The 13,658-nt window shown below is 64.6% G+C and carries 16 protein-coding genes; 10 read left to right on the forward strand and 6 right to left on the reverse strand.

Annotated features, from left to right (window positions below; genetic code table 11):
- Positions 1 to 24: 24 nt before the first annotated feature.
- Positions 25 to 1,581, reverse strand: coding sequence for a peptidoglycan-binding domain-containing protein (locus tag ACFPFW_RS01035; RefSeq protein WP_114955374.1), 1,557 nt, complete (start codon positions 1,579 to 1,581; stop codon positions 25 to 27).
- An 89-nt stretch (positions 1,582 to 1,670) separates the two neighbouring features.
- Positions 1,671 to 1,871 carry a hypothetical protein gene (locus ACFPFW_RS01040; RefSeq protein WP_379769042.1) on the reverse strand — a complete coding sequence of 67 codons (201 nt, stop codon included), beginning with the start codon at positions 1,869 to 1,871 and terminating at the stop codon, positions 1,671 to 1,673.
- Positions 1,872 to 1,976: 105 nt separating this feature from the next.
- Here ACFPFW_RS01040 and thiE point away from each other — a divergent pair, with 105 nt between their 5' ends.
- The gene (gene thiE / locus ACFPFW_RS01045) at positions 1,977 to 2,612 is read left to right on the forward strand and encodes a thiamine phosphate synthase (RefSeq protein ID WP_114955375.1); all 636 of its coding nucleotides are present in this window, start codon (positions 1,977 to 1,979) and stop codon (positions 2,610 to 2,612) included.
- A gap of 3 nt (positions 2,613 to 2,615) precedes the next feature.
- Here the strand turns inward: thiE and ACFPFW_RS01050 are convergent, their stop codons facing one another.
- Complete coding sequence (locus tag ACFPFW_RS01050; RefSeq protein ID WP_114955376.1) at positions 2,616 to 3,041, reverse strand: low affinity iron permease family protein; 426 nt, start codon at positions 3,039 to 3,041, stop codon at positions 2,616 to 2,618.
- Positions 3,042 to 3,165: 124 nt separating this feature from the next.
- On the opposite strand from ACFPFW_RS01050, the gene ACFPFW_RS01055 reads away from it, so the two are divergent.
- Entirely contained in the window at positions 3,166 to 3,948 is a 783-nt protein-coding gene (locus ACFPFW_RS01055; RefSeq protein WP_379769046.1) for a DUF2076 domain-containing protein, read from the forward strand.
- A 68-nt stretch (positions 3,949 to 4,016) separates the two neighbouring features.
- On the opposite strand, the gene ACFPFW_RS01060 is transcribed toward ACFPFW_RS01055, so the two are convergent.
- Entirely contained in the window at positions 4,017 to 4,769 is a 753-nt protein-coding gene (locus ACFPFW_RS01060) for a L,D-transpeptidase (RefSeq protein WP_114955378.1), read from the reverse strand.
- A 221-nt stretch (positions 4,770 to 4,990) separates the two neighbouring features.
- Here ACFPFW_RS01060 and ACFPFW_RS01065 point away from each other — a divergent pair, with 221 nt between their 5' ends.
- On the forward strand, positions 4,991 to 5,719 hold the full coding sequence (locus ACFPFW_RS01065) for a protein phosphatase CheZ (protein WP_114955379.1): 729 nt from the start codon (positions 4,991 to 4,993) through the stop codon (positions 5,717 to 5,719).
- A gap of 114 nt (positions 5,720 to 5,833) precedes the next feature.
- Here ACFPFW_RS01065 and ACFPFW_RS01070 read toward each other — a convergent pair whose 3' ends face one another.
- Positions 5,834 to 6,250: a hypothetical protein gene (locus ACFPFW_RS01070; protein WP_114955380.1), complete on the reverse strand. Its 417-nt coding sequence runs from the start codon at positions 6,248 to 6,250 to the stop codon at positions 5,834 to 5,836.
- A 65-nt stretch (positions 6,251 to 6,315) separates the two neighbouring features.
- On the opposite strand from ACFPFW_RS01070, the gene yihA reads away from it, so the two are divergent.
- The 7 genes from yihA (at position 6,316) to ACFPFW_RS01105 (ending at position 11,455) form a co-directional block, all read left to right on the forward strand.
- A complete protein-coding gene (gene yihA / locus ACFPFW_RS01075) occupies positions 6,316 to 6,978 on the forward strand; it encodes a ribosome biogenesis GTP-binding protein YihA/YsxC (RefSeq protein WP_114955592.1) in 663 nt (220 codons plus the stop codon).
- A 112-nt stretch (positions 6,979 to 7,090) separates the two neighbouring features.
- Positions 7,091 to 7,450 carry a DUF423 domain-containing protein gene (locus ACFPFW_RS01080; RefSeq protein WP_114955381.1) on the forward strand — a complete coding sequence of 120 codons (360 nt, stop codon included), beginning with the start codon at positions 7,091 to 7,093 and terminating at the stop codon, positions 7,448 to 7,450.
- A 54-nt stretch (positions 7,451 to 7,504) separates the two neighbouring features.
- Positions 7,505 to 8,392 (forward strand): acetylglutamate kinase, encoded by an 888-nt coding sequence (gene argB / locus ACFPFW_RS01085; protein WP_114955382.1) that lies wholly within the window; start codon positions 7,505 to 7,507, stop codon positions 8,390 to 8,392.
- A gap of 2 nt (positions 8,393 to 8,394) precedes the next feature.
- On the forward strand, positions 8,395 to 9,096 hold the full coding sequence (locus ACFPFW_RS01090; RefSeq protein ID WP_114955383.1) for a pyrimidine 5'-nucleotidase: 702 nt from the start codon (positions 8,395 to 8,397) through the stop codon (positions 9,094 to 9,096).
- 86 nt (positions 9,097 to 9,182) lie between these two features.
- On the forward strand, positions 9,183 to 9,683 hold the full coding sequence (locus ACFPFW_RS01095; protein ID WP_162799567.1) for a GNAT family N-acetyltransferase: 501 nt from the start codon (positions 9,183 to 9,185) through the stop codon (positions 9,681 to 9,683).
- 18 nt (positions 9,684 to 9,701) lie between these two features.
- A complete protein-coding gene (locus ACFPFW_RS01100) occupies positions 9,702 to 10,178 on the forward strand; it encodes a hypothetical protein (protein ID WP_114955385.1) in 477 nt (158 codons plus the stop codon).
- Positions 10,179 to 10,270: 92 nt separating this feature from the next.
- Positions 10,271 to 11,455, forward strand: a complete 1,185-nt coding sequence (locus tag ACFPFW_RS01105; protein ID WP_379769056.1) for an MFS transporter — start codon at positions 10,271 to 10,273, stop codon at positions 11,453 to 11,455.
- Positions 11,456 to 11,502: 47 nt separating this feature from the next.
- Here ACFPFW_RS01105 and ACFPFW_RS01110 read toward each other — a convergent pair whose 3' ends face one another.
- Positions 11,503 to 13,590, reverse strand: a complete 2,088-nt coding sequence (locus tag ACFPFW_RS01110; protein WP_379769059.1) for a methyl-accepting chemotaxis protein — start codon at positions 13,588 to 13,590, stop codon at positions 11,503 to 11,505.
- Positions 13,591 to 13,658 lie beyond the last annotated feature (68 nt).

Consider the following 13,658-nt stretch of genomic DNA (forward strand, 5'->3'; position numbering starts at 1 on the left):
GTTGTCCTGAGCTGTAATCCCAGCTCAATAGCCTTGTTCACGCAGAAATGTTTCGACCGCTTCGGGATAGGTGCGCTTCACGATCTTGTCCGGCGGACAGCCGTTGTCGCCGAGTGGGAAGGAGCAGCCCTCGATGCCGGTGTCGTTGTTCTTGTCGTAATGCGCCTTGAGGAAGGTCCAGGCGTCCTCGCTCTCGCCGATCCGCCGCGACGCCGCGACCAGCGCCGGCAGGAAACCGTTGCCGCTCACCGCACCCTCGGCCCAGGCATAGGCCCATGTCGGGGGCAGCCATTGCGCGAACACCTTGCGGAATTCCGGCCGCGCCGAAACGTCGTTCAGCGTATCGCCGTCGAGCCGCTCGATCTTGTCGGGCGCATAGGAACAGGCATAGCAGTCGAAGGCGTAATAGAAAGCATTGTCCGGCGCGACGATTTCGTAGCGGCCATCGCCGTCCACATCCTGCGGGAAATCCGGCGCGCCGTCGTAATCGCCGGCGTCCACCCGCGCCCAGCTGCCGTCCGTGCGGACGGTGAAGATCGTCAGCGTCGTGCAGCAATGCGCGCCGCCGGTGAAGGTCGTCAGCAGGACTTCCGGTAGTCCATTCGTCGGATCGAGTTCGACGGCACGGACACCGGCGTCCTGCGTCTGCCGGTCCTTGTCTTCGACCGTCAGGACGGCCTGTCCTTCGACCTGGATTTCCAGGATGGGGTCGAAGAAGTCCGCCATGTCCGGATCTTCCACCTTCCTCGCGGTCAGACGGGCGGAGACTGGCCCGAGCGTGATCTGCGCCTGCGGCTCCTGCGCGGTCACGGTCGCGAAGGGGTAGAGCCGGCCCTTCTCCGGTGCGTTGAACGCTCCGTCGAAGCTCGGCGCGGCGCGCGGCGCCTTCTCGCTTGGCCTGGCGGTCGGGTCGGCGTAGAAATTGTTCGAGATCGCGATCGCTGCCGGCACGAAACGGCCGATCTGGCCGACGGGATATGTAAGGCGGAAGCCCTTCACCTTGCCCTTCGGGCCAGTGGCGAAATCGACGAAGCCCGACTGACCGTCCGTTCCGGCGACGAGCGAACGGCCGCCTTTCAGCTCCGCCCGGTTCACCGCGCGCCCGGCCTTGCCTTTAGCCGCCGCGTGGACCGAAGCTAGATCGCCCTTCGCCTTGAATATCTGGAGCTGGGCGGTGCCGTCGGAACTCTGAAAGTGCCGACCCTCCGCGTTACGCGAAGCATCCGGGAGGAGGCCTCGCGGAAGGCCGAGGACGACATCGTTCGGGCCGTCGATCTCAAGCCGCCAGTCCGCCGACTTCTTCGCCTCGTCGACGATCTGCGACAGCCGCCACATATCGCCCGGCGTCGGTGTGCCGGTGACAGGCTTTGCCTCGCGCGTCTGGAACTGTTTCACCGCCGCGGCAAAGGCGGGGCCAGGCTTGCCGTCGGCGATGCCGTCGAAATCGCCGGTCCAGATCAGCGCGTCCTGCACCGCGAGGACGATCGCCGTCGGCAGCGGCTCCGGGGCCGGCGGTTTGTCCTGGGCTATTACGGGAGCGCTCGCGACGGCGAGCAGGAAGGCAAGCGGCAAGAATCTCATCGGCGCCGTCTCGTAAGCGACGATGCGAGATTAGCAGCCGCCGCGTCGTCCGCCACAGTCAAAGCTGAGGCGGACAGCGGCTTAATCACTCAAGCCTTTCGTTTGACAGGATCCGGCAATTTTTCGCTTTTTGTAATACCGTGACCGGGCTGCGAGGTTGCCGGAGGATCGCTTGCCGGGAAGGTGTCCTCGACAGCCTTCTCATGCGCCTTCTCCTCGCGCTTCTCCTTTCGGTAATGCGCCTTTGCGTCGGTCTCGTCTGCGTGGTGCTTCAGTTCTGCCTCGGTCATCTGTCGCGCTCCGTTATCGGACATCTGATGGAAGAACGTTCCCGAGGGCAGGAGGTTCAGCGTCCGCTTGCGGGTTCGGAGAGCGATCTCTAAAGCTCCGCGCTGATGCTCTTCGATCTTTCGCTCTACCTCGTCGCAGGACGGCCTGCCTGCCGCTCTGGCGATCTTCTCTCGACCGTCGAGGCGGCCATCCGCGGCGGCGTCACCATCGTCCAGCTGCGCGACCCGGCCGCCGACGGCCGCGCTTTGGTCGAGGATGCCCGCGCATTGCTGGCCGTGCTCAGGCCCCGTGGAATTCCGCTGATCATCAACGACCGCATCGATGTCGCCATCGCCGCCGCCGCCGACGGCGTGCATCTCGGACAGGACGATATCCGCGCCTTCGAGGCGCGAGAGATCGGGGGCCCGGATATGATCCTGGGTCTGTCGGTAGGCAGCCCCGCCGAATTCGCCGCCTCGCGCGAGGATCTCGATGCGGTCGACTATCTGGGCGTCGGTCCGTATCGCGTGACATCTACCAAGGCCAATGCCGGCGCGGCGATCGGCGCCGAGGGCATCGCCGCCGTGCGGGCGCTGACCAGCCTGCCGATCGTCGGTATCGGTGGTATCGAGGCCGAACATGCGGCACCGGTCATCCGCACCGGCGTTCAGGGCGTCGCGGTGGTTTCGGCGATCTGCGGCGCATCAGATCCGGAGGCGGCAGCGCGCGTTCTGGCCGCGGAGATCGCCTCGGCCCGCTGAGCATCAGCCGATACTTGCGGCGATCTTCTTCCGGACGTCCTCATTCACGCCCTCGACCACCTCGTCGGCTTCCTCGCTCTTCGCCCGCGCCTCGCATTTGGCGCGGAGTTCCTCCAGTTCCTCGTCGGTCAGCTTCTCGATGCCGACGAAGCGGTTTTGCGCCGAGCTGACGCGGATCAGCTCGTCGAGCTTGGTCTGGATCGCCAGGCCGTCACGATTTTGGGTGTTCTGGATCAGGAACACCATCAGGAAGGTGATGATCGTCGTACCGGTATTGATGATTAGCTGCCAGGTGTCTGAGAAGCCGAACAGAGGGCCGATAATTGCCCAGAGAATAATGATTCCCACACAGGCTGCGAACGTCGTCGGTCGGCCCGTCCAATAAGCGACTTTGTTGGCCGCTTTGCTGAAAGTCTCTGAGATCGTCATCTCGAAGGTCCGTTCCGTACACTGCGACAAACAACTCCGTGAAAGCACTTTCGTTTCGCCGGTCTTCTTTCCGCCGCAGAGGCCACCAGATACTTGGCGAGACACTCCTATGGAGGACACGACGATGCAGGCTCAGGAACGCCAGTTGATCATGGAGCTGTTCGACCGGCTTCGTGACGCCGAAGGCCAGCCCCGCGACCGCGAGGTGCAGGAACTGCTCGGCCAGGAACTGCGTCGTGCGCCGAACGCGGTGTACACGATGGCGCAGACGATCATCGCGCAGAACCAGGCGCTCGAACTCGCCAGCCGCCGGATCGAGGAACTCGAACGGCGCGCGCCTCAAGACGAGGACGAGCGTTACGCCGAATATCGCCAACCCGGTGCGATGGGGGCTCCCAGCCCATGGCAGCGGGGCGGTTCGCCGTCCTCCGGTCAAGGCTATGAGCAGCCGGCCTATGGCGACCGGACGTTCGGAGCGCCGCAGCAGCAGCGCATGGGCATGGGTGGTGGAGGCGGATTCCTCGCCGGAGCCGGCCAGGTAGCGATGGGCGTCGCCGGCGGCATGCTGGTCGCCGAGGCGGCCAAGTCGTTGCTAGGCGCGGGCGGCGAGGCGACATCTTCGGCTGCGTCGGGCGCGGCATCGGCCGCCGGTCTCGGCGGCGCTGCCCAGCAACCCGATCAGGGTTCGAATGCGCTCGGCCAGGAAGCCGGACTCGGCGATGTCGGCGATCAGAGCACGGCCGACGCGGGCAATGAAGGCGGAGGTGGCGGCGGCTTCTTCGACTGGCTGACGGGTCGCGGCGGTTCGGAGAACAATCAGGATGCCGACCAAGACGAAAAGGACCTCGCCTCGCATGACGATGACGGCGACTGGGACGATGGCGGCGACGACAACGGCTGGGCCTGACGAGGCTCGATCAGAAACGAAGACGGCGCGCCATTGGCGCGCCGTTTTGCTTTGAAAAGAGTGTTTAGCTAGATGACTTTCACCGTTGCGCCGATCGGAACGCGATCGTAGAGATCCTGGACGTCCTCGTTGGTCATGCGGAAGCAGCCGGACGAGACCGCCTGACCGATCGTCCAGGGCTCGTTCGAGCCGTGGATACGGTAGAGCGTCGAGCCGAGATACATCGCGCGGGCGCCGAGCGGATTGTTCGGGCCTCCCTCCATCATCTTCGGCAGATCGGGACGGCGGGCGAGCATCTCCGCCGGCGGATACCATTTCGGCCATTCGCGCTTGGCTGTGATCTTCTCGGTGCCGCTCCAGCCGAAGCCCTCGCGGCCGACGCCGATGCCGTAGCGGATCGCCGTGCCGTCACCCTGGACGAGATAGAGCATGCGCTGGGAGGAATTGATGATGATCGTGCCGGGCGCTTCGGTGCCGGTGTACGACACGGTCTGCCTGCGGAACTCGGCCGGAATCTGGCGGCGGATTGGCGCGGCGGCCGCGGGAGCACGGGAAATGCCGGGAACGACGGCCTGCTGGCGGCGATAGGGGTCGGCCTGCATGCGGCGGCGGTTGCTGAAGAGGCCGCGATCGTCGTCATCGTCGAACAGCGCCCGGCGCTGGTAGACGGTCCGCGGCGGCGCATAACGCGGCACCCTCTGAACCTCATAATAAGGCTGGCGGGCGATCTCTCGTGCGTACAGGTCCGAATAGGTCTGGGCCGAGGCGGGAACTGCGGCAGTCAGAGCCGCGAAGGTGAGGATTGCACGTGCGATACGCATGACGGTCCGTTATCCTTCTCGCAGGAGCAGCGACTATAACCGGCACGATATGCCGGATTGGGCAAACCTTCGTGAACGTCGTTTCCCCTCAGTCGGTTGCGAGTCCTGCGAAAGGGAAACTTCCTCTTATGGTTAGGGAGTGATTAAGGCGAAGCTTCGACTTTTTGACCGCTTCTTAAGTCTTGGCCGCTAGGCTTGCCCCGAGTGTGTGGGGCGAACTCATGACCAGTAAAGCGCGTAAGCCGTTTCGTATCGAAGCCATGATGAATGGCGAGTATTTCCCAGTTGGCGCCAACGACTCCCATGCGAGCGTTATGCGGCACGCCGAACTGATGTCGGAGCTTCAGACGCTCCGGGCCATGATGAAGCCCGCGGCGGAGATTTCGAACGACGCGATCTCGCTGTTCAAAAAGGAAATCAGCGAAGCCTTCCAGATGAAGGCGGAGCTCGATGCCATCCAGGAAGCGATCCAGCGGACCAAGCTCGAGATCGCCACGCTGCACGGCTCGAGCTTCGAGACCGCCCAGATGGCCCGCGTCACGGGTGAACTCGACGCTATCGTGTCGGGCACCGAAACGGCGACGCAGCAGATACTCGAAGCCGCGGAAATGATCGACGATCACGCCCTGACCATCCAGTCCTCGGCTAAGACGGCCCGGGTGCGGGGAATGGGTTCTGAAATTCAGGAGAAGGTGGTCCGCATCTTCGAAGCCTGCAACTTCCAGGATCTCACCGGCCAGCGCATCACCAAGGTGGTATCGACGCTCACCTTCATCGAAGACCGCATCGACCGGATGATTGAGATCTGGGGCGGCATGGAGAAATTCCGCGACATCACCCCGGATCTGCCGGACGCGCCGGAAGGCGACCGCGCCCTTCTCAACGGCCCGGGCTTGGCCGGCGAAGAAGGTCGCGCCTCGCAGGACGACATCGACGCGCTGTTCGATTGATCAAATCCTCATCCTGAGTCGGGCCAGAGGCCCGTGTCGAAGGATGGCCACGCACTCCGAGTTCGTGTCGATCCTTCGACACGGCCGCTGCGCGGCCGGCTCAGGATGAGGCCGTCACTTCCCGCACTTCACATAGACGTTGATCCCGTAGCGCGATCCGACGCCGGGATTGCTCCACGTCAGTTCGAAGCTCTTCCCCGCTTCAAACCTCGTGATCGTCCGTTCGTGCTTGGCCGCACCGCCCGCGACCTTGGTATCGACCGGGACGAGCTTCTTGCCCGACAATTTCACTTCCTTCTGAGCAGGATCGTCGGCGATGTGGATCATCAGATTGCCGGTCGAACTCTTCGTGATCGTATAGGGCGAACCGCAGGTCGCCTTGGCCCATCCGGGCGCCTTCGCCGCGTCTTCCGGCTTCCAGTAGGAGGCGAGGCCCCATTTGCCGACGAGGTCGTCGACCGCCTGCGCGGAGGCGATGTTGGCGCCCACGATCGAGGCGACGAAAGCGAAAACGGCAAGGCGAACGGACATCACGGTCGAGGGCTCCGCTGGCAAGAATGGTTGACGCCGCGCGCCCCGGCCGTCATCCCACACAGATGACCGATTTGACCGAAGACGAAAAGAAGCAGGATGAGCTCTACCGTGAAGAAGGGCGTCTGCTGTTCGCGGGCGAGGCCACCTTCATGAAGGGCGCCGTCGCGATCGATGGATTGCCGCCGATCGAGACCGTCGAGATCGCCTTCGCCGGGCGCTCGAATGTTGGCAAATCGAGCCTCGTCAACGCGCTCACCGGCAGGAAGACCCTGGCCAAGGTGTCCAACACGCCGGGCCGCACCCAGGAACTCAACTTCTTCCGCATCGGCACGCGGCTGACCATGGTCGACATGCCGGGTTATGGTTTCGCTGAGGCGCCGGAAGCCAAGGTCCGGGCCTGGACGCGCCTCGTCCTCGATTATCTGCGCGGGCGCACCAATCTCGGCCGCGTCTACGTTCTGATCGATAGCCGCCATGGCGTGAAGAACACGGACACCCCGGTGCTCGATCTCCTCGACAAGACCGCGGTGTCCTACCAGGTCGTGCTGACCAAATGGGATCAGGTGAAGAAAGGCGATCGGGAGACGAGGCTCGATGAAGTCCGCGCCGCTTTGGCGCGTCGCCCCGCGGCGTATCCGGAGATAATCGTGACCTCATCGAAGGAAGGTGAGGGACTCGCCGACCTTAAGGCGGCAATTGTCCGGTTGATCGCGGAAAGGGCCTAGTCCCCAGCTGCGCCCTCATTGCCGGGCTCGACCCGGCAATCCAGTGCGGCGGTGTGGCTTCTGAATGCCCGGGTCAGGCCCGGGCTTGAGGGACGGGTAATTGGAGAACCATATGAGTCAGTTCTTCATCATCGTCGCCGGCGTCTTCGGCGCGCTCGGCGTTTCGCTCGCGGCCGTCGCTTCCCACACGGCCGGAGCGACCTCGCTCGGCTCTGCATCGTCGATGCTTCTGTTCCATGCGCCGGCTTTACTCGCCATCGGCTTGTTCGGCCGTGCGTCCGGCCCGGGCGGGCTGACGCTCAATCTCGGTGGGCTAGTCCTTCTGGTCGGCGCGGCCTTGTTCGCGGGCGATCTGGCGATGCGATTTTACAAGGGGACCGCACTGTTCCCGATGGCCGCGCCGACGGGCGGCACGATGATGATCGCCGGCTGGGCCGTCATCGTCGTTGCGGGTATCCTTTTGCGGCGTTGAGCCTTCGCGCCCGAGCCGCTAGAAGCGACGGGCTTTTCTTTCCGGGTGCACCTTATGGCCACTGACGTTTCGCCCCTCGACCGCGCGCGCATCCTCGCCGAGGCCCTTCCGCAGCTGCAGCGCTACGATGACGCCACCGTCGTCGTGAAGTATGGCGGCCACGCGATGGGCGAGGAGCACGCGGCGCGCGATTTTGCCCGCGACGTGGTCATGCTGAAGCTTGCCGGCCTGCATCCGATCGTCGTTCATGGCGGCGGTCCGCAGATCGGCTCGATGCTCAAGCGACTCAACATCGAGAGCAAGTTCCACGACGGCCTGCGCATCACCGACGGCGCGACCATGGAAGTGGTCGAGATGGTGCTCGGCCTCGTCAACAAGCAAATCGTGGCCGCGATCAACGCTGCCGGCGGCCGTGCCATCGGCCTCAGCGGCAAGGACGGCAACATGGTCACAGCGCGGAAGCTCGCGCCGCTGATGAAGGCCAGTTCGCCGGGTCTCGGCGACGATGTCGATCTCGGCTTTGTCGGTGAACCGGAATCGGTCGATCCGACCGTGCTCGAACTCGCCTCGAAGTCCGATCTCATCCCGGTTGTGGCGCCGGTCGCGACATCGCGCTGGGGCGAGACGCTGAACGTCAACGCCGACACCTTCGCAGGCGCCATCGCCGGCTCGGTGCGCGCCCGCCGCCTGCTCTTCCTCACCGACGTCTCCGGTGTGCTCGACAAGGAAAAGCAGCTGATCACTAAGATGTCGATCGACCAGGCTCGCCGCCGCATCGCCGATGGCACCATCACAGGCGGCATGATCCCGAAGGTCGAGACCTGCATGGACGCGCTGGAGCGCGGCGTCGACGGCGTCGTCATCCTCGACGGCAAGGTGCCGCACATCGTCCTGCTCGAACTTCTGACCGACCACGGCGCCGGCACGCTGGTCACGCGCTGACGATGGCGACGGTGCGCGGTTTCGAGCATGTCGACACCTGGGTGTTCGACCTCGACAACACGCTGTATCCGCCGTCCTGCCGCCTGTTCGAACTGATCGACCAGCGGATGATGATGTTTATCGCCGACCGCTTCGGCATCGACGGCATGTCGGCGCGGGCTCTGCAGAAGAACTATTACCGCCGTTACGGCACCAGCCTGCGCGGCCTGATGGAAGTCGACGGCGTCGATCCCCATGCCTTCATGGATTTCGTCCACGACGTCTCGCATGAACGCCTGATCCCGGACCCGGCGCTGAAGGACGCGATCGCCGCTCTGCCGGGCAAGCGGTATGTGCTGACCAACGGCTCGCGCGGCCATGCCGAGCGCTGCGCCAATTCGCTTGGTCTCGGCGATCTCTTCCACGACATCTTCGACGTCGCGCAGGCAGACTTCATTCCGAAGCCCGAGTGGCAGGCCTACGACCGCTTCGTCGCCCATCTGGGCGTCGACCCGTCGCGCTCGGCGATGTTCGAGGACCTCGCTCGCAATCTCGCTGTGCCGCATGCACTCGGCATGACGACCGTGCTCGTCGTCCCGCGCGATGGCGATGTCGAAGAGCGCGCGATGCACGCCGAGGACAGCGAGCAGGGCCCGCACGTCGACCATGTCACGGACGATCTGGCGGGCTTTCTCGTCGGGTTGATGCACGAGCGCGCGGCCTAGCACTCCGCCTCTTCCATCTCGTCGATTTGACCGTACGGTCATCGCATGGGATGTCGGGTTCCCGACTCGGATCGCCGCGCAGGCCCATGTCCACAAATCTCGATTTTCATACTGAGGTCGTCCTCCGGGAAGCGCGGGACGAGGACGGGCGCGGCATACGCGATCTGATCGCCGGCGTCTTCGCCGAATATCCGGACCTCGTCTTCCTCGATGAGGAATTCCCCGAACTCGCCCGGGCGGCCACGAACTACCGGAATATGGGTGGTCGTCTCTGGGTTCTCGAGGACGGCCGCGAGATCATCGGCAGCATCGCCATCGTGCGGAGCGGCGAGCCCGGCATCGACGAGCTATTCAAGTTCTACCTTCACAAGAGCAGGCGCGGCAGCGGCCTTGCCGATGTGCTGTTCGGCAAGGCGCTCGATTTCGCACGGAGCAGGGGCAGCAAGGGCATCGTGCTGTGGACCGACACCCGCTTCGTGTCCGGACACCGCTTCTACGAGAAGAACGGCTTTATCCGTGGACGCGAGGAGCGCGAGCTTGGCGACGCCTCCAACAGCCGCGAATATGTTTATCGTCGCGACCTGTAGACTGAGTCTCCGACGGTCATGAGATTTCGCCTGGGCGCCCAGCTCTTCATGGCGGCCACTTTGGTCGCGGCAATGCTGTTGGCCGCGTTCTGCATCTTCCTGCTTTACCAGGGCGAACCGGCTTTCAAGGCCGCCGCGACTATCAGCCTGTCGATCCTCGTCGCCGCGCAGATCGTCCTCTCGGGCGCCGTTTACGCGTGGTCCATTGTGCGCCAGCAGCGCGAGGTGACGGAGATCGCGGGCGCGCTCGCCGTCGCCCAGTTCGCCGAGGCGATCCACACAAGGCGCGGCGAGATCATCTCCGATCCGATCATCGAACAGGCGGTGCTGGGGGCGCCCGCTGACCTTCTTGCGGCCTTTTTCCGACTGCGCGACCGGGTGAAGATCTCCGACTTCAACGACGAGATCCAGGAAACTGCGCTCGCGCTCGCCCGCGACGCGAAGGTCTTCGCCTATCGCCGCCCGCAGACGGAGTGGCTGACGCGGACGTACTGACTGCGACCTTCGTCTGCCTTGAGACACGGCATCCGCGTTCCTAAATCACCGAGGCCGTGCAACGTCTTCGCCGGCGATCTTCGAGATTTTCAATGACGACAGATACCGTGGCAGCAGCGCATCCGCACGGCATTTCCGGCGGCATGACATTCCTCATGGCCGCGGCCTGCGGGATCCTGGCCGCCAATCTCTATTACGCCCAGCCGCTGATCGCGCTGATCGGCCCGGATGTGGGGCTCTCGGAGAGCACCGCGAGCTTCGTCGTGACCTTGACCCAGGTCGGCTATGCGCTCGGCCTGTTCTTCCTCGTCCCGCTCGGCGACGTCCTGCGGAACCGCCGGCTGATCCTGATCGCCATCGCCGCCAACATCTTTTCGCTGGCGCTGGCAGCGCTCGTTCCGAATGCAATCGTCTTTCTCGTCTCCGCCTTCCTGATCGGTCTGACCGCCAGCGCCTGCCAGATGGTCATCCCGATCGCGGCTCACATGGCGACGGACGCCGCGCGCGGCCGCGTCGTCGGCAATATCATGAGCGGGCTTCTGGTCGGCATCCTGCTCGCCCGTCCGCTCGCCAGCCTCGTCGCCGCCGATTTCGGCTGGCGCGGCATGTTCGTTCTGGCGATCGGGATGATGGTCGTGCTCGGCGGCTTCCTGTTCCAGATGCTGCCGGAGCGCCATCCGGCCGCGCCTCTGCCATATGGCAAGCTGATCGCCTCGCTCTGGACGATCCTGCGCGACAGCCCGGTCCTGCAGCGCCGCACCGCCTATCAGACGGCGATGTTCGCGACCTTCACCCTGTTCTGGACGGCCGTGCCGCTCGAACTCGCGAGCGACACCTTCGGCCTCGGCCAGCGCGGCATCGCGCTCTTTGCGCTTGCCGGCGCGGCGGGCGCTCTGGCGGCTCCGATTGCCGGTCGCGCTGCCGATCGAGGCTGGAGCAAGACCGGAACCGGCCTGTCGATGTTCCTCGTCTTCGCCGGTTTCGCGCTCTGCCTGTTCGGTACCTGGGGCTCGCTCGCCGCGCTCGTGGTTGCAGGCATCGGCATCGATCTTGGCGTGCAGGGCAACATGGTCATCGGCCAGCGCGCGATCTATGGGCTCAACCCGCATATGCGCAGCCGGATCAACGGCATCTACATCGCGATCTTCTTCCTCGGCGGTGCCGTCGGATCGGCGATCGCGAGCCCGGTCTATTCAGCCTTTGGCTGGCCGGGCATCTGCATTATCGGAATGGCCATGCCGCTCGCAGCGCTCGCCTTCTACGCCACCGAGAAATGAAAAGGCGCGGCGGAGCCGCGCCTTTCGCTTGTACGTACGTCCAGTTTTTACGCCGCCTGAACTCGGCTGACGAAAGCCTCCACCTCTCGCTGCAGCGCAACCGACTGGCGGGCCAGTTCGCCGGCTGTGCCGAGAAGCTGCGACGCGGCGGCGCCGGTCTCGTGCGTCGCGCGGGTGACGCCCTCGATGTTGTGGGCGACCTCATCGGCTTCGCGCGCCGCGTTCTGGACGTTGTGCGAAATCTCGCCGGTCGCGGCACCTTGTTCCTCGACGGCCGCCGCGATCGCATTGGCGACGCCGTCCATCTGGCGGATGGTTTCGCCGATATGGCGGATCGCCTCGACTGAATCCTGTGTCTGGGTTTGGATCGCGGTTATCTGCGTGGCGATCTCGTCGGTGGCCTTGGCGGTCTGGGCGGCGAGGTTCTTGACCTCGTTCGCCACCACCGCGAAGCCGCGCCCACTCTCGCCGGCACGCGCCGCCTCGATCGTGGCGTTGAGCGCGAGAAGGTTGGTCTGGGCGGCGATCGCCTGAATCAGGCCGACCACGTCGCCGACCTTCTGGCTGGCCTCGGCAAGCGCCGCGATGCGGGCATTGGTGCGTTCGGCCTCTTCGACGGCGCGGCCGGCCATTTCACTCGAATGTGTGACCTGTCGGGCGATCTCCGTGATCGACGAGGCGAGTTCCTCGCTTGCGGCGGCGACCGTCTGCACGTTGCTGGTCGTGCGCTGGGTCGAATCCGAGGCGGCGATCGACTGGTTCGAGGCCTTGCCGGCGGTATCAGACAGCGTCTGCGCGGCGGCTTCGGTCTCAGTCGCGGCCGAGGAAACGATGCCGATAATGCCTCCGATGGCCGACTGGAATTCGCCGACGAAGCGGCCGAGTTCTGTCTTGCGCTCTTCCTCACTTCGGGCGCGAGCGGCGGCACGGAGCTGCGACTCCTCCAGTGCCTTGGCCTTCAGGCCGTCGCGGAATGCGATGACCGATTTACCGATATCGCCGATCTCGTCCGCGCGGACGGCTTCCGGGACCTCGGCCTCGTAATCGCCTCCGGCCATCTGGTCGAGCGTCTTGCCGAGCGAGCGAAGCGGACGGCCGACCATGGTGCGGAGCAGCGCGAAGATTACGCCGCAGGCGATCAGGATGGCGAGTCCACTCAAACCGATCAGCGTTTCGCGGGCTTCCGTCACCGTGGCGGTCAAAGTCGCGACCGGCACGGCGGTGACGAGCGTCCAGTTCTCCTTCGTCGCACCGGCGGCGAAAGGCTGGGCCATATAGCGCCACACAGCGCCGTCGCGGCCGACGGCTTCCAGTTCCGCTCCGGCACCATTCGCCATTGCCTGCTTGGCGACCTCGGCGATGGGACCGTCGGTCTTGTCCATCGGCTTCACCGAGGCGGCGAGGTCCGGGTGGGCGACGACCAGGCCGGACGAGGAGACGACGGCGACATAGCCGGTGCCGAACGGCTTCACGTTCGAGAGGTCGGCCCCGAGCGGGCCGAGATCGATGTCGACGCCGGCGGTGCCGACATATTTGCCGTCGATGACCATCGGCACGCCGAAGGACATCATCGTCACGTCCTTGCCGTTGACCGGGTAGAGATAGGGCTCGATCGCGACAGAGCGGTTCTGCTTCTTCGGCTGCTGGTAATAGTCGCCGTCAGAGGTCTGGGCGTCGTAGCCGACCAGGACTTCGCGCGATGGATAACCCTTGCCACGGTGCCAATAGGGGACGAAGCGGCCGGTCGCGTCGTGCTTCGGCGCCTGGTTGGCGAATTCGGCGTCGCGGCCGTCGAAGGCGTTCGGCTCCCAGCCGGTCCAGACGCCGATCAACTGCGGGTTCTGCGCCAGGATCTTCTTGAGCATCGCATCGTGCTGGTCGCGATCCTTTACGCCTGCCTTGTTGAGCGCGGTCACCGCGTTGGCGATATCGTCGGCCGTCTTCTCGGCGAGGTCGAGCCGGCTGCGCACCGCCCGGACCTGGTTCTTCAGGGTTTCCGACTGGAGAGCGTAGGTCTCCGTCTCGATAGAGGAACTGATCTGGCGATCGAGGAAGAAGGCCGTGGCGCCGAACACGCCGGCAAGAGCGACACCGCCGAAGACGGACGTCTTCAGCGAAAGGGAACGCATACGCATCACGGAAAACCCCCCGGCATTACCGCTCTATGTGTATGGTTCTGATTGTAATTTCCGAGTTAACTACC

The sequence above is a fragment of the Flaviflagellibacter deserti genome (genome assembly GCF_042652085.1).
Taxonomy (GTDB): Bacteria; Pseudomonadota; Alphaproteobacteria; order Rhizobiales; family Methylopilaceae; genus Flaviflagellibacter; species Flaviflagellibacter deserti.

What these genes read in the sequence shown, in the direction of transcription:
- ACFPFW_RS01035 (WP_114955374.1), bottom strand. Translation starts at nt 1,581, where the DNA reads ATGAGATTCTTGCCGCTTGCCTTCCTGCTCGCCGTCGCGAGCGCTCCC.
- ACFPFW_RS01040 (WP_379769042.1), bottom strand. Translation starts at nt 1,871, where the DNA reads ATGACCGAGGCAGAACTGAAGCACCACGCAGACGAGACCGACGCAAAG.
- thiE (WP_114955375.1), top strand. Translation starts at nt 1,977, where the DNA reads ATGCTCTTCGATCTTTCGCTCTACCTCGTCGCAGGACGGCCTGCCTGC.
- ACFPFW_RS01050 (WP_114955376.1), bottom strand. Translation starts at nt 3,041, where the DNA reads ATGACGATCTCAGAGACTTTCAGCAAAGCGGCCAACAAAGTCGCTTAT.
- ACFPFW_RS01055 (WP_379769046.1), top strand. Translation starts at nt 3,166, where the DNA reads ATGCAGGCTCAGGAACGCCAGTTGATCATGGAGCTGTTCGACCGGCTT.
- ACFPFW_RS01060 (WP_114955378.1), bottom strand. Translation starts at nt 4,769, where the DNA reads ATGCGTATCGCACGTGCAATCCTCACCTTCGCGGCTCTGACTGCCGCA.
- ACFPFW_RS01065 (WP_114955379.1), top strand. Translation starts at nt 4,991, where the DNA reads ATGACCAGTAAAGCGCGTAAGCCGTTTCGTATCGAAGCCATGATGAAT.
- ACFPFW_RS01070 (WP_114955380.1), bottom strand. Translation starts at nt 6,250, where the DNA reads ATGTCCGTTCGCCTTGCCGTTTTCGCTTTCGTCGCCTCGATCGTGGGC.
- yihA (WP_114955592.1), top strand. Translation starts at nt 6,316, where the DNA reads ATGACCGATTTGACCGAAGACGAAAAGAAGCAGGATGAGCTCTACCGT.
- ACFPFW_RS01080 (WP_114955381.1), top strand. Translation starts at nt 7,091, where the DNA reads ATGAGTCAGTTCTTCATCATCGTCGCCGGCGTCTTCGGCGCGCTCGGC.
- argB (WP_114955382.1), top strand. Translation starts at nt 7,505, where the DNA reads ATGGCCACTGACGTTTCGCCCCTCGACCGCGCGCGCATCCTCGCCGAG.
- ACFPFW_RS01090 (WP_114955383.1), top strand. Translation starts at nt 8,395, where the DNA reads ATGGCGACGGTGCGCGGTTTCGAGCATGTCGACACCTGGGTGTTCGAC.
- ACFPFW_RS01095 (WP_162799567.1), top strand. Translation starts at nt 9,183, where the DNA reads ATGTCCACAAATCTCGATTTTCATACTGAGGTCGTCCTCCGGGAAGCG.
- ACFPFW_RS01100 (WP_114955385.1), top strand. Translation starts at nt 9,702, where the DNA reads ATGAGATTTCGCCTGGGCGCCCAGCTCTTCATGGCGGCCACTTTGGTC.
- ACFPFW_RS01105 (WP_379769056.1), top strand. Translation starts at nt 10,271, where the DNA reads ATGACGACAGATACCGTGGCAGCAGCGCATCCGCACGGCATTTCCGGC.
- ACFPFW_RS01110 (WP_379769059.1), bottom strand. Translation starts at nt 13,590, where the DNA reads ATGCGTATGCGTTCCCTTTCGCTGAAGACGTCCGTCTTCGGCGGTGTC.